The sequence below is a fragment of the Serratia aquatilis genome (assembly GCF_044865145.1).
Lineage (GTDB): Bacteria > Pseudomonadota > Gammaproteobacteria > Enterobacterales > Enterobacteriaceae > Chania > Chania aquatilis.
This window is the reverse complement of the sequence record NZ_CP173186.1, coordinates 1585989-1600924: the sequence shown is the minus strand read 5'-3', so window position 1 is coordinate 1600924 and position 14936 is coordinate 1585989. Positions and strand designations below refer to the sequence as shown.

At 49.1% G+C, this 14936-nt stretch carries 12 protein-coding genes; 5 read left to right on the top strand and 7 right to left on the bottom strand.

Annotation, left to right across the window (positions count from 1 at the left end; genetic code table 11):
* The first annotated feature begins 140 nt into the window (after positions 1 to 140).
* The 3 genes from SAQUA_RS07230 (at position 141) to SAQUA_RS07220 (ending at position 4898) form a co-directional block, all read left to right on the top strand.
* Positions 141 to 1133, top strand: coding sequence for a substrate-binding domain-containing protein (locus SAQUA_RS07230; RefSeq protein WP_380673607.1), 993 nt, complete (start codon positions 141 to 143; stop codon positions 1131 to 1133).
* A 629-nt stretch (positions 1134 to 1762) separates the two neighbouring features.
* Positions 1763 to 2215 (top strand): Globin, encoded by a 453-nt coding sequence (locus SAQUA_RS07225; RefSeq protein WP_380672096.1) that lies wholly within the window; start codon positions 1763 to 1765, stop codon positions 2213 to 2215.
* The gene (locus SAQUA_RS07220) at positions 2205 to 4898 is read left to right on the top strand and encodes a response regulator (protein WP_380672094.1); all 2694 of its coding nucleotides are present in this window, start codon (positions 2205 to 2207) and stop codon (positions 4896 to 4898) included. The genes SAQUA_RS07225 and SAQUA_RS07220 overlap by 11 nt, the downstream gene beginning before the upstream one ends.
* A gap of 62 nt (positions 4899 to 4960) precedes the next feature.
* Here the strand turns inward: SAQUA_RS07220 and SAQUA_RS07215 are convergent, their stop codons facing one another.
* The 5 genes from SAQUA_RS07215 to SAQUA_RS07195 form a co-directional block, all read right to left on the bottom strand.
* Entirely contained in the window at positions 4961 to 6838 is a 1878-nt protein-coding gene (locus SAQUA_RS07215; RefSeq protein ID WP_380672092.1) for a diguanylate cyclase domain-containing protein, read from the bottom strand.
* A 27-nt stretch (positions 6839 to 6865) separates the two neighbouring features.
* Complete coding sequence (locus tag SAQUA_RS07210) at positions 6866 to 7318, bottom strand: ATP-binding protein (protein ID WP_380672090.1); 453 nt, start codon at positions 7316 to 7318, stop codon at positions 6866 to 6868.
* 33 nt (positions 7319 to 7351) lie between these two features.
* The gene (locus tag SAQUA_RS07205) at positions 7352 to 7690 is read right to left on the bottom strand and encodes an STAS domain-containing protein (RefSeq protein WP_380672088.1); all 339 of its coding nucleotides are present in this window, start codon (positions 7688 to 7690) and stop codon (positions 7352 to 7354) included.
* A gap of 13 nt (positions 7691 to 7703) precedes the next feature.
* Positions 7704 to 8990 carry a PP2C family protein-serine/threonine phosphatase gene (locus SAQUA_RS07200; protein WP_380672086.1) on the bottom strand — a complete coding sequence of 429 codons (1287 nt, stop codon included), beginning with the start codon at positions 8988 to 8990 and terminating at the stop codon, positions 7704 to 7706.
* 125 nt (positions 8991 to 9115) lie between these two features.
* A complete protein-coding gene (locus SAQUA_RS07195; RefSeq protein ID WP_380673606.1) occupies positions 9116 to 11530 on the bottom strand; it encodes a glycogen/starch/alpha-glucan phosphorylase in 2415 nt (804 codons plus the stop codon).
* A gap of 364 nt (positions 11531 to 11894) precedes the next feature.
* Here SAQUA_RS07195 and SAQUA_RS07190 point away from each other — a divergent pair, with 364 nt between their 5' ends.
* Positions 11895 to 12563, top strand: coding sequence for an outer membrane lipoprotein carrier protein LolA (locus SAQUA_RS07190; RefSeq protein ID WP_380672084.1), 669 nt, complete (start codon positions 11895 to 11897; stop codon positions 12561 to 12563).
* 26 nt (positions 12564 to 12589) lie between these two features.
* On the opposite strand, the gene SAQUA_RS07185 is transcribed toward SAQUA_RS07190, so the two are convergent.
* Positions 12590 to 12763: a DUF1127 domain-containing protein gene (locus tag SAQUA_RS07185; RefSeq protein ID WP_380672082.1), complete on the bottom strand. Its 174-nt coding sequence runs from the start codon at positions 12761 to 12763 to the stop codon at positions 12590 to 12592.
* A gap of 169 nt (positions 12764 to 12932) precedes the next feature.
* Here SAQUA_RS07185 and SAQUA_RS07180 point away from each other — a divergent pair, with 169 nt between their 5' ends.
* Positions 12933 to 14384: a PLP-dependent aminotransferase family protein gene (locus tag SAQUA_RS07180; protein ID WP_380672080.1), complete on the top strand. Its 1452-nt coding sequence runs from the start codon at positions 12933 to 12935 to the stop codon at positions 14382 to 14384.
* A 107-nt stretch (positions 14385 to 14491) separates the two neighbouring features.
* Here the strand turns inward: SAQUA_RS07180 and SAQUA_RS07175 are convergent, their stop codons facing one another.
* Complete coding sequence (locus tag SAQUA_RS07175; RefSeq protein WP_380672078.1) at positions 14492 to 14932, bottom strand: NUDIX hydrolase; 441 nt, start codon at positions 14930 to 14932, stop codon at positions 14492 to 14494.
* Positions 14933 to 14936 lie beyond the last annotated feature (4 nt).

The following is a 14936-nucleotide window of genomic DNA, read 5'->3' as shown; positions in this document are numbered from 1 at the left end:
TACTTATCTTTTTATCACCTCCCATATCATTTCTTTACTTTTTGCTCAATCGATTGAGCAAAATTGCTACTTTAAATTTTTGATGTCAAGATATAGAAAAAATTGGAGTGAAATTTGTGACTGACTTCAAAGCGAAGAAAATGACCATTTATGACCTGGCGGAGCTGGCTGGGGCATCTTCGAGCGCTGTAAGTGCCGTGCTCAATGGCAGTTGGAAGAAAAGGCGGATCGGGACGCAACTGGCTGAGAAAATTTTACGTATAGCAGACGAACAAGGGTATACGCTCAACCAACAGGCCAGTCTTCTGCGCCGCAGCAAGTCAACAATGATTGGCATGGTAATACCCAAATATGACAACCGCTATTTTGGCTCTATCGCGGAATTATTCGAATCGATGGCCCGTGAGCGAGGCCTTTTCCCCATCATTACCTGCACCAACCGTGATCCCGAACTGGAAATCCAAGCGGCACGTGCCATGCTCTCTTACCAAGTGAGCCAGGTAATATCGACAGGGGCAACTTACCCCGATGAGATTAGCAAAATCTGTTCCGTAAAGGGGGTACCAACCTTTAATCTGGACTTGCCTGGCACATTAGCCCCTTCGGTTATTACAGATAACTACTCTGGGGCCAAAGAAATTACTCTGCGTATTTTCAATAATTGCAAGAAGAAACTTGGGTGCACGAAACCACTTATTTTTATTGGTGGCCGCATTAGCGATCATAATACAATGGAAAGACTTAGAGGTTTCAAAGATGCGCATCAACAACTTGGTATTGAAATTATTGAGACAAATATTCTGACTTGTGGCTATTCCCCCGAAAAAGCAGAAGTATCACTCAAAGATTTTATTGCAAAAGGCGGTGACTTTCGAACCGGTTTATTTGTCAACTCTACCATTTCTCTTGAAGGTGTCATGCGTTGGATGGCGTCGTCAGGCCATATCGGTGAGCGTCAACCCGCTATCGGCTGTTTTGACTGGGACCCATTCGTCGTGCTCCTAGGCCATGATATTGTCATGGTCAGGCAGGACGTCTCAAGCATGTTAAAAGCTCTGTTCGCGCTGATTGATGCAGAAGAACAAAGTCATAGAATTATTGAAATACCGCCTATTTTCCCCGTTATTGAATGAAAAAGCGGAATTCAGATAGTTCACGTGACCAGAAGGCTACATGCACTAGGCTGTGTCCCTTAATTGCCCGTGGTGCCGTCGCAGACCCACAGGGCTGGGGCCATTTGCGCGCATTGCTGCGTTGTTCGCCGCTTATTTGGCCCACCAAACCTCGCGGCTCACGCCTTGCCCTGTGCGCAAATGACCGCCAGCGGCGCTTGCGTGCAATTAAGGGACACTGCCTAGCATCATGACTCTCTGTGATCGAGATCAGATTTACACAGATCACAGAATTCGCAGCCTGAAACGAGGTATCTTTTAGCGGTGATGTGTTGTGCTAATAACGCTCACAGGATATGTCCTTGCCTTGCGCTTCCCTTGTTGTTAACTAGACTGATTGAAGAAAAACCGTGTTCTCTCTGTATTTAAAAAGAAATGCACTAAACGGGATTGATGACAAAGTAGCCCTATTCCCCGAGTCACACGGGCTTGAAGCCCCTAGCTGGGTTCTGCCTAATAACGGGCTTTGTCAGCGGTCTGACTAAACGTTTTTTTCATCGTTTGAGGCTCCAAAGAGAGGCGACAGAATATTTTACGTAAATTGGCCAAATCCTTAGGGCCATGCCTTCGATAGGCTAAGAGAGAATGATGTGAGTACTAACTATGAAGCGTTGTTCAATAACAGTTACGATCGGATCACAGCCAAAGATCATGGAGACGCCTTTTTCTCTCATTTCTACAAATTGTTCATTGAAAGCACGCAGGAACTGAAAATTCTGCCCAACGCTGAACTTCATCAAAAGCAGCAGAAAATTATTTATAAATCCTTTTTCTATATGCTCTCAGTGGCAACAACCCACATTGTTTCCGACTATCTGGAACATGTCGCTAGGGAACAAAGTTCGGAAGGCCTGAATCTGCCAGCTTCCGTGTTTGCCTATTGGCGCAGAGCGGTATTACAAACCGTGCGGGAACTCGATCCATTGTGGGATGAAGAGGTGCTCACCGCATGGGCCATTTTTATGGCCCCAGGATTGGAATTCATGCGGCGTCAGGCAGAATTACACCATGACGCCAATAAAGGCGGCGACCATGAACGTTAATCTGTTGTTGCCTGCGCTGGATTCAGCCAATGCAGCATTGCTGATCTATGATGCAGATGAGCGGCTGCGTTATTGGAATAGCAAGGTCACGGAATACTATCCTGACTTACATGGCAAAATCAGGCAGGGGCTGACCTTGAAAGAGATGATCGATATCATTCTCGAAACCAGCCATGTCGCTTTAGGTGAGCAAAGAAAGTCGAAACTTGCCGAGACGTTATTTCATCAATACCGCCAGGAAGCGCACTATGAGATCCGCCACCTGGCCGAACGCACGTTTTACATACAACACCATCGCATAGCAGCTGGCGGCATCATTAGTCTGCATACGGATATTACCCATTTCGCTGACATTACCAGCGCCAGGCAGATCCTGAATAACAATTTCATTCTTGCTGCGGAAACTTCACGCATCGGAATTTGGGATTGGGAATGTGCTCAGGATAAGCTGCAGGTTAATGACGCATTACTTTTGCTGTTAGGTGTTAACCGTGAAAGCGGCGAATTTACCTCGGCACTTTGGCAACAAGTGATCCACCCCGATGATCTACCCATGGTATTGGACTGCGTGCGTCAAGCCAATAATGCAGTATTACCAGTTTTTGCCTGCGAGGTGCGCGTTAAGCACCAAAGCGGGCACGAACGCTGGGTTTTAATCCAAGGGCAAATTGCCAGCCTGGGCATTAACGGGGAAGTACAACGCGCCATTGGAACCCTACAGGACATTACCGAGCGTAAAGAAGCTGAAGCCTCCTCTCAGCAGGCCGTTGAACTGGCCCATGCTGCCAATCAGGCCAAGAGTGAGTTTCTGGCTAACATGAGCCACGAAATCCGCACACCAATGAACGGTATTCTGGGGATGACGCAGTTATGCCTGGAAACCAACCTTAATAAAGAACAACGTGATTACATCAATATGGTGTACTCATCGGCGCGAGCTTTATTGAAGATTATCGATGATATTCTCGATTTCTCGAAAATTGAGGCCGGTAAAATCATCCTCGAGCTCGAAGACTTTGTTCTGCGTACCCTAATCCATGAGATTACACGCCCTTTAATGCCCAAGTTCTCCGAGAAAGGACTTGAGCTGATTGTCGATATTGATCCGAACGTCCCCGCCTTGCTTTACAGTGACGCGCTACGCCTGCGGCAGGTTATTACCAATCTGATTGGTAACGCGTTAAAGTTTACCCACACTGGTGAGGTCGTTTTACGCATCGCGCCTTCAGTCTCTGCACCGGATAGGCTGACGTTCAGTATTATCGACACGGGGATTGGTATTGCCGAAGACAAGCAGGCAATCATCTTTGAATCTTTCAGCCAAGCTGACACCTCGACGACCCGTAAGTACGGCGGAACCGGATTGGGATTAACCATTTCAGCCCGCCTGGTTGAAATGATGGGTGGTAAATTGCAGGTTTCCAGCCAGCCTCAGCACGGTAGCCGTTTCTATTTTTCTCTGCCGATCAATGCCGATAGTGGCACTTCTGTTTCCCGTCCGGCGATCACACTACCTGACTGGTTGAGGGGAATGGACGTTCTGGTGGTGGACGATAATGAAACCAACTTACGGCTGTTGTTTGATATGTTACGCAACACCGGATTGAAACCCTATACGGTCAATTCGGGTAAAGCGGCGCTTGAGTTGTTAAATGCTGGCCAGCGTTTTCCATTGATTTTGCTGGACTCACAAATGCCGGAAATGGACGGTATGGCGCTTGCGCTGGAAATCATGTCCACACCAAGCTTGCGCCAGTGCAAATTGATCATGCTGAGTTCCATGGGCAACCGGATTGATACCGGGGTTCTACGCAAAGTCGGTGTTTCGAGCTTTTTAACCAAGCCGATTGATGGCGCTGAATTATTAGAGGCCATTATATCTGCCTTTAACCCTGGGGAAATTCCTCTTTCCAAGCCAGCCGTTGAGACGCCAGCCCAGCTTCCGAGTAATGGTTTACACATTTTGGTAGCAGAGGACAACCTCATCAATCAGCAACTGGCGATCAACTTCGTCCGTAAACTTGGTCATACTTGCGAAGTGGTGGGAAATGGCAAACTGGCACTGTTGGAATTACAGCAAAACCATTACGACGTGGTTTTAATGGATCTACAAATGCCCGAAATGGATGGTATCGAAGCTGTCCAGCATCTGCGCGCCGCTGAGTCACAGCAACCCGGTAAGCATCTGCCAATTATTGCCATGACGGCCCATGCCATGAAAGGCGATCGTGAAAGGTGCCTGTCGCAGGGATTTGATGGATATATCAGTAAGCCTATCCTGTTAGACAATCTGGGTAGCGAAATCCAACGAATACTGAGCATCAGCCAGGCACCTAGCGAGGAGAGTATTTTCGATTACGCTCAGGCGCTGGCTCAGTTGGGTGACGATAGGACACTGTTCCATGAATTGGCAGCAATTTTCCTTGAGGAGCTCCCTTCCCTGCAGGCTGCTCTGAGTGAAGCCATAGGGAAACAGGATATGGAAGCCATCCGACGTAGCGCCCACCGGCTTAAAGGGGAATGCCTACACTTTGTCTGTCTGCCCCTGGAAAGTAAGTTGGGCTATATCGAGAAGGCGGCAGCAACAGCAGACCTGGAAGAGATTTTAGAACACTATCAGGGTCTGGATAAGCTATGCCAAGGGTTACAGGTGGCACTGATTGCGACGAGAGAAGAGGAGTAACGGCATAACCAGCGGCACGGTGATGCTATAAGCTGCGGGCAGAGGGGTTGAATTACCCGTTCTCAATTGATCGAATACTGTCCTCTGCCCGCTGATTTTGCCCTGTACATCGCGCCATCGGCTTCTGCCAGAAGCATCGTGATCGTCGTATTGTCACCGGTATAAATCGCTGCTCCAATGCTGGCAGATAGGCGCACAGCCTGTTCGCCAATACGCTTTAGCGCAGCCAGTTGCGCTAACACCTGTTCACAAAAACGCTGAACCTGGGCGCGGGGATCAGATAGCTGCCAAAGCACAGCGGTAAACTCATCCCCAGCGAGCCGGGCAACAAACCCGGTATTATGGATACAGCCGCTGAGTAACTTGGCAAAGGTCTTCAAGACTGCATCGCCAAAGTCATGCCCCATGGTGTCGTTAATCTGTTTGAAGCCATCCAAATCAATGAACAGAACGGCCATGTTCTGCCCTTTGGTCAGGCAATCCTCCCTCGCTACTTCCAGTTGATGAAGAAATGCTCTGCGGTTGGGTAAGCCGGTCAGCATATCGTGAGTCACTTCGTATTCCAGCCGCAGTTGCAATCGCTTAAGCTCACCGATATCCATCGACAGAATGTAAAAACCCTGAGTTTCACAAGGTACCAACGTAGTGTGGATTGACAACACACCGTTTTTTGCCTGCAACTCATTCTCGAAACTGACGGTTTGCCCCTGCAGCGCCCTTTCGATCATTGGTTTGGCGACTTGGTAGGCAGTTTCCCCCATGAACTGGCGCAATGTCATTTTCTTCAAAGACAGCTCATCAATACCAAACCAACGCTGATAGGCGCTGTTGGCAAACAGATAGACTTCATCCGGCCCCACCTGACTAATCAATGCCGGCATATTATCGGTGATCGCTCGTAAACGTTCTTTTTCCGCATTGAGTTGATGCTGAGCATTAACTCTGCTTTCAATTTCCAGATTCAACTTGTTCACAACGGAGTTCAATTCTTTCGTGCGTGAAATAACCCGATCTTCCAGTTCATGCTGCAACGTACGGAGATTGGTTTCAGCCAATTTACGTTCGCTGATATCAACAATAACGGAAATCAAGTGATGTGGGGATCCATCTGGCAAACGGTTAAGTGCCACGGTCAGTTCCACCCACACGATCAGGCCGTCGAAACGGAAATAACGTTTCTCTATTGAGTAAGTGGATATTTCATTAGCCAGCAATTGCCTCAACAGTTCCAACTCGCTAGCCAAATCATCAGGGTGAGTGACTTCTTTGAACGTGCGTGCCAACAGCTCATGTTCGCTATAGCCTAACAGTTCGCAAAGGCGCGAATTGACTCGTAGCGGATATCCATCCAACGAAACCAGCGCCATTCCCACCGCAGCTTGAGCAAATGTTTGTTCAAACAGTGTCTCGGAGCGCTGCAGGTCAGACTGAAGATTTTTTGTATACATATCGCGCTCAATACCGTGCAGATATTCCTCGACGAGCGCCGCGAAATCCCTCAGTTCGACCGCTTGTTCTTCAGTAAATGCGCGGGGTTGACTATCAATAATGCACAAAGTACCCAGCGGTAAACCATCCAGCGAGAGTAACGGCTGCCCGGCATAAAACCTGATATAGGGCTCACCTTTAACCAACGGATTATCAGCAAAGCGGATGTCGATACCAGTATCGAGCACAACAAACGTTTCTTTGCGCAAAATAGCATGGCCGCAGAAGGATATATTTCTCGTCGTCTGCTGGGCATCTAAACCGTAGCGCGATAAAAACCACTGCCGATCCCGATCAACCAAAGAGATCAGTGCAATAGGCACGCCAAAATAACTGGCTGTCAGGCGCGTGATCCTGTCCAGTTTTTCCGACGCCATGCTATCCAGAATATAGAGCGAATCCAATGCATTCTGGCGCAATGATTCATTAGCGGGCATACCAGGTTCGAACATAACAACTCCATGCTGCTATTCTCAGGACTACGTACTGTTACTCAATAAACTCTTGCTCAACGTAAGCCGGTTTAGCCCATTCACCGTTTCATATTGCACATCATCCATGACAGATTGAATCAGTATTAGTCCCATGCCACCTTCCGGCCATCCGGATGGGTTGCATGGGTCTGGGGAAAGAGCTGGCCCTTTTACTGAATTCTGCAAAACCTCAGCAGGGATCGGTAAGCCCGGATCGGAAAGCGTTAGTGTCAGTTGTTGGCCATCAATGGCCAAGGTAATGATGACGTTCTGATTAGCGTCATAATTCACGGCATGCCTGACAATATTGGTAAATGCTTCGCTTGAGGCCAGATCCATCTGATAAACAACGGCTGGATCCAGCGAGAATGGAGCCACAAAGTCATGCAGCCCTTCACTCAATTTTGCAAGACTCGCCAATGATGCCGGTAAACGCAGCGTAGTGTTGGCATTTGCCATACGGCCTCTCCTTTCGTACACCGTTAGCGATACTCAGCGATTCATCATTTTAAGCGCCGCTTCACGATCGCTGCCAATCGTAAAAATGCGATCCATTCGCGTCAGTTTGAACATATTCTGGATATTGCTGTTGAGGGAACAGAGGGCCAAATCACCCCGTTCATTAAGCATTTTGAGCATTGAAACCAAGGCACCGAGGCAACTACTATCGATAAAGTCCACCTGGCTGAAGTCCAGCAGAATGCAGTTTTTACCCTGTTGGATAAAAGATAAAACTTCCTGTTTGAATATAGTAGCCACCGATGCATCCAGGCGGCGTACTAAAGGCATAATAATTTCCACACCATTCTCAGACTGGATCTCAAAGTTCATAACAGCTCCTTATTCACTGTGTAGCCGTTGAAAGGCTGATACGCTCAATGGCCATCAGCGAAATATCATCGGCAAAAGGTTGGGGCGATATTGCTCCTGTTCCCCGACTATTCTCATGTTCACTACAGCACCAGGTATTTAACGCATTCTCCACGCTCGCAAACACCCGATCCTTTGCCAAACCACGGCACTCGGTCAGCAACGCCTGTAGCCGCTGTTCGCCATAAAGCTCCTGAAGGTGATTTTCACATTCGATGATCCCATCGCTGTAAAGATAGAGTCGATCACCCATTTCGAGGGTAAAATGTATGTCCTGGTATTCCGCATCAGCAAACAGCCCAACAGGCATTCCCCCTTCGCCTACGGAAGACAACTCACCACCAGCGCGGATAATAAAGGGCGTTGGATGCCCCGCCTGGCAGAGAACCCCATTACCCGTAGCGGTATGAATCACGCCATAAATCAGTGTGTAGTAACTGACCACCTGCTCGTTATCCAGACAGAAACGCTGATTTAGCTCCTCTACCACGCGATGTGGTGCCGCAGGAACCCGCTCACCTTCCGGCGTTTGGTGCAACAACAGGCTGCTAATGCGGCCTGTGAGAAACTCCCTGGCCACCGCCAGAGACAACATGGCAGCACTGACACCATGCCCGGCAACGTCAACGCTAAAGAAAGCGATGTGTTGATCCCCGAGCGGGAAATAGTTCAATGAGTCGCCCGACACATAGGCCGAAGGTAAAAACATCCAATCAAACTCAAACCCTGACAAAAACAGATTGTGGGTTGGCAAAAAGCTGTGTTGCAGTTTGGCTGCCGCTTGCAGGTCGGACTCTATCTGGCGATAAGCATAGGAGAGCTTCTCATTACGCGCAGCCAAAGTGCTTTCCAATAACAGTACCCGCTCTGCCGCATGCAACCGGGCGCGAAGCTGGCTTTGGTTAACCGGCTTAGACAGAAAATCATCGGCACCGGATTCCATCCCCGTCAGCAAATCTTCGATGGATTGTCTGGCCGTCAGTAATATCACGTAGATATAGTGACCAAAGTCGCGACTGCGTATTGCCTGACACAATGCAACACCATCCATGACCGGCATTTCCCAGTCACTGATAACGATATGAATCGGCTGTTGAGCCAACTTTTGCAACGCCTGTTGGCCATCTTCAGCCTCGCAGACGCTAAACCCCCACTTGATCAACGCTGCCGCCATCAGATGTCGATAACTTTTTGAATCATCAACAATCAGCACGGTCACCTGCAGCGGCCCAGCAGGAGGACTTTGGGTAAGCAGTTCCATACATGATGATCCTTGCCTCAAAAGGCTGTAATCAGCTCAGGTTGATGATACTTCTGGCAATCAGCCGTGCTCCGCCAGAAGTATCAGTCTCAGGTTTGATCACTTTGCAGAAGTAACCATTCACTTCAACAGGTGATCCCCCAGATTTCAGATGCGTAACCTTTGATTGTTCGATCGCTTGAGAAGCTCCCCATGCCAGCAATATTCAACAGTGCCTTCTGGTGCCACTGTTGAGGCTGGGAGAAGTCAGTAAGCACCTGATGTTGGGCAAGGCGATAGCTATCAAAGTCAAGCAGATGACAATAGTGATCCCCTTCCGTCAGCATACGATAAATCGGCTGAAAGAGAGATTTATCCAGGTTAAACCTGCCCGACACCAAAGCATCTACGGTTTCTCTGATAACCGGGTTACTGTGGTAGATCTGGTTATGGGAACCTGTTGCCCGGTGAGTATTGATTTCAGCTGCGGTGGCACCAAACAGGTAAAAATTCTCTGCGCCGACGGCATCACGGATCTCAATATTCGCACCATCCATTGTGCCAATGGTCAAAGCGCCATTCATGGAGAACTTCATATTACTGGTCCCTGAAGCTTCCGTTCCGGCAGTCGAGATCTGCTCGGAAAGATCGGTGGCGGGAATAATGTGCTCAGCCAGAGAAACCTTGTAATCTTCCAGAAATAAGACGCTCAATTGCCCTTTGGTACGCGGATCGTTATTTACCGTTCTCGCCACTTCATTAATCAGTTGGATAATCAGCTTGGCCATTGCATAACCCGGCGCTGCTTTTCCAGAGAACAGGTGTACCTTAGGCTGTATTAGCGTATTCCCCGATTCCACAATCCCCAAATAGAGATGTATGACATGCAGAACGTTCAGCAATTGCCGCTTGTATTCATGAATACGCTTCACCTGGCTGTCAAACATAGCCAGCGGGTCGACTTTTATACCCTGCCGAGAAGCAATTAGCCGGCAGAGAGCCTGTTTGTTATGCAGCTTGATACTTTGGATCTCTTCCACAACACCGCTGTCATTGGCCAATTTTTTCAGCCGCTGCAATTTATCAAGATCGGTAACCCACCCTGCGCCCAACTGGCGGGTCAAAAATGTCGCCAGTTGAGTGTTGGCCTGTTGGATCCAACGCCTTGGCGTCACGCCATTAGTCTGGTTGGTGAATTTCTCTGGTGAGATAAAGTAAAAGTTTGGCACCAGATCCTGCTTAATCAGTTCAGAGTGCAGTTTAGCCACACCGTTCACCTTGTGGCTGCCCACGATAGCCAGATGGGCCATGCGGATTTTCTTCTCACCGCGCTCTTCAAATAGAGATAATGACGCTAGCAATTCTGGTCTGTCTGGCCATTTTTCGGCCACATCGGCCAGGAATCGGTGGTTGATTTCGTAGATAATTTGCAGGTGGCGCGGCAACAGTTTCTCAAACAGTGTGACCGGCCAGGTTTCGAGAGCTTCAGGCATCAGTGTATGGTTGGTAAATGCGCAGGTTTTCTGCGTAATATCCCAAGCAGCATCCCAATCCAGGCGATGCTCATCGACCAGAATACGCATCATCTCAACAATCGCCAAAGCCGGATGCGTGTCATTCAGCTGTATGGCAACCGCATCCGGCAGCGCGGTTATATCGTCCGATTTATCGGTAAACTCCTGAAAAATATCACGTAAGGTACAGGCAACCAGAAAATACTCCTGAGTCAGGCGTAATTCTTTACCCGATTGGATCTCATCCGCCGGGTAAAGTATTTTTGAGATGTTTTCAGAAGCAATTTTTTGGCTCACCGCCCGCAGATAGTCGCCACGGTTAAAAATATGGACATCAAATGAATCAGAGGCGGCAGCGCTATATAACCGCAGTTTGTTAACCGTTTTACCGCCATAGCCTGTCACAAAATAATCATGGGGCACGCCAACTATCACCCGCCAATCCATCCACATCGGATTGTAATTGCCGTCGATATCTTCACTCTCTTCAATATGCCCGCCTATAGGGATAAGCATCAGCTGTGAGTGATGATCAATCAGCCAGGGTGAGTGGGTAGAATGCCAGTCGTCAGGTTGTTCAACCTGCCTGCCATGCTGAATGGATTGTTTAAATAACCCATACTCATATTTTATGCCGTGGCCAGAGGCAGCAATATCCAACGTAGCCATCGAGTCGATAAAGCAAGCGGCCAGGCGGCCCAGCCCCCCGTTACCCAATGCTGCGTCCGGCTCTTCTGCGGTAATATCCTCAAAATCAAAACCCAACTCATTAAGCGCTTGGTGGGCAGCAGGATATAATCCCAGATTCATTAAGTTATTACGCAACGACTGGCCAAGTAGAAACTCCATGGAGAGATAATAAAGTCGCTTAGATTTCGCTTCTTTCTGATAATGCTTGGTAGCAAAAAAGCTGTCTAACTGAAAATCTCTTATTGTTAATGCTAACGCATTGAAAATATCCGCATGAGTTGCATCCTTTAGATCCAGACATAAGCTGTATCGCAACTTGCTGATTAAATTGTTTTTAATCTCTTCAACTCCGGGCATTTCAACACGAGTTTGCTTTGTATTCATTGTAATCCCTATGTAAGCCGAATATCCGAGTGGTTATCTCTGAAAAGTGAAGATGAGCAACGGGTAAAATTCTCTGTCAAGTGTAGACGGCTTTCAGTTTTCGAGGATGAAATTGCAAAACATCAAGTTGAAATAATTCAAACGTATATAAGTTCGTCACATTTTACATTGCCGAGGTCTCTGCTGCAGAGGGTTACAGAGCCTCGCGAGAACGCGAAATATGATGAATTAACCTGCTTACTTCCTGAAATCACGCCTATATTTAACAATGAAGTCCACATAACTTGATAGCGGTCAGGAGAAAATTATCAACTACTCAACCGGCCTCAGGCTGCTATTGGCAGCAGCGTTATTGTCATCCTTCGTGGCACACGCTGCTAACGAAGCCGCTACCGTATTTCTACCACCACTCGATGCCAACGCAGTAGACCCGATTATTCTGGCTCAACAGCAAGTTAACCAACTCAGTTCCTATCAGTTGCGGCTCCATTCACAGTCTCCCAAGGGGGGGAATACCTTATTGACATACAGCTACCGCAAGCCGGGTTATGTACGCATGGATTTTTCCGATCCTCATCACGGGGCAGTGCTGATCTATGCCCCTGATAGTGATCGAGCACGTGTCTGGCCGTTTGGTCTCGGTACGCTTCCTGTGGTCAGCCTTTCCCCAGACAACGCCTTGATACAGGATCCTAACGGCCACAGGGTTGACCAATCAGATATAGGTACATTTTTACAGACTCTGCGTGGCCTGCAGCAAAATGGTAAAACCACCGTGGTTGGCAAGGAAATCCTCTCGGGACAACCCGTTCTACACGTTTCTGTCATAGGTTCAGCCGGAATCATGGTGAGCCAGGTTCATCGCTTTGATGTCTGGCTGGAAAGCCGCCACGCTTTCCCTGTCAAAATAATCAGCTACGGTGCCAATGGGCAGTTGATAGAAACTGTGGTTATGGATGCCATCGTGTACAACATGCAGTTTCCTGCCGACTTTTTCACCCCTTGATCAGAATCAAGCAGTCGGGCATTGCCTTATTTACGCCAGAAGGGTTTTTGGCCTTCCCGTAACGCTTGCTTACGAGACAAACCCACGTCTGCCAACTGGTTGTCACTGAGCTGCAGCAAAGATTGACGTGTCTGATGGCGCTGCAAGCACAGATGCAACCAGCGCCATAGGCTTTGGCTCTGAGTAAGTTTCATCATCATAATCTCCGTGTTTATTGATTGGTTTGATGATGCCGTTCCTGCCAAAAACAATACAGACCCAGAAAATCACTATTTCCTCAATACAAAAGCTATTAATCGGCCACTGAATCATCTAATTTGGCAGCATCTGTACCGGTTTTTACTGGCATGCCTCTTTGGGATTATCCGCATGACACGATACGCCACTCTGGCGGCGATCCTCAGCCAACGTATTGAGCAAGGGCTTTATAGCGCAGGGGAACGCCTGCCCTCGATTAGAGCACTCAGCCTGGAGCATACCGTCAGTATTAGTACGGTACAGCAGGCCTATCGCTTACTCGAAGAAAAGCGTTTGGTGGAGCCACGGGCAAAATCCGGCTACTTCGTGCGTAACCAGCCACTGCGCGCCGAGCTGCCTACCGTTACCCGACCGGTACAACGGCCGGTGGAGATTTCGCAATGGGAGCAGGTGCTGGATATTGTCCGCTCTCCCCCTCGGGACGATCTGCTGCAACTGGGGCGGGGTATGCCAGACATTACTGAGCCTACGCTCCAACCCTTACTAAAAGCGCTGAGCAACGTTGGTCGCCATGGCGATCTGCGTAGTTTGCGTTACGACAGTATTCAAGGGGTGTTTGGCCTGCGCGAACAGATCGCCCGTTTGATGCTGGATTCTGGCTGCCAGTTGGATGCCGAGCAGCTGATTGTCACCACTGGCTGCCATGAGGCACTTTCCACAGGTTTGCGCGCCGTTTGCCAGCCGGGAGACATAGTGGCGGTAGATTCCCCCTGTTATCACGGCACTATGCAGACATTGAAAGGCCTGGGCATGAAAGCTCTGGAGATCCCTACCGATCCCTTGACGGGTATCAGCCTTGAAGCGCTGGAGATGGCACTGGAACAGTGGCCGATCAAGATGATCCTGTTGACGCCCAACTGTAATAATCCATTGGGCTACATCATGCCGGAAGCCCGTAAAAAGCGGCTTCTGACCTTGGCACAGCGTTATGACGTAGCCATTATCGAAGATGATGTGTATGGCGACCTTGCCTACAGCTACCCAAGACCACGCACCATTAAGTCTTTTGATGACGACGGGCGGGTGTTGCTCTGTAGCTCATTTTCCAAAACGCTGGCCACTGGCTTGCGCATTGGCTGGATCGCACCGGGCCGTTACCTTGAGCGCGTACTGCATATGAAATATATCGGTTCCGGCTTAACGGCCACCCAGCCACAGTTGGCACTAGTGGAGTTTATCCGCCATGGTCACTACCTTCAGCACCTGCGCCGCATGCGGCAGCGCTATCAGCAAAATCGCGACCTGATGACCCAGTGGATCGGCCAATACTTCCCTGCAAACGTTCGCGTCAGCCAGCCCAGAGGGGGCTTTATGCTGTGGATCGAGCTGTACGAGGATTTTGATACGCTGCGCCTTAATCGCAATTTGGAAAATCAGGGGGTACAAGTCGCCGTCGGCAGCATTTTTTCCGCCTCAGGGAAATATCGTAACTGCATGCGTATCAACTACGCACCAAAGTTAACGGCGGAGATTGAACTGGCGATTAAAAAGGTCGGTACCGCGATTAACCAACTGATGGAGGCCAATTCAGCAACGGCTGAAGAGTGCCTACCGGGCCAATAACGGCGAAGCAAAGCTGGCATGAGGCAAAACCGAGTTGCTATTATACAGCCGCGCGTGTGGTCACCCGACCTCACTTTCGCCCCCCCTTCAACAGAGACTCCATCATGTTAATCGAACGGGCCAACGCCCTGGAATAAGGTCAGTGCCCCAGCCAGCCGCTGCTGCAGGTGGGCAATGCCGTTCGGGTGTTTGACAAATTCGTCCGTCGACATCATTTGCCAGCGTTGGCCCTCGTTACCAAAGCGAATGGCAGCGATCTGCGCGGGGGTAATTTCCCCCACCATAAACCAGGTAGGGGAACCGCCTGGGCTAATCGAGGTATAGCATTTCTGCCATAGGATCTGCTGCTCAGAAAGCGTAATACCGAACTCTTCCCACGTTTCACGCTGTACGCACCCTACCGGCGTCTCATGGTTTTCACGCCCACCTCCTGGCAGATCCCAACTACCGGGCCAGGGAATGCCGGGCTTTTGATCACGTTGGTAGACCAATAGTTTACCCGCATACAGCAAAGCGATTTTCGCCCCGTCAAAGTCCTGATTAGCCAATTCC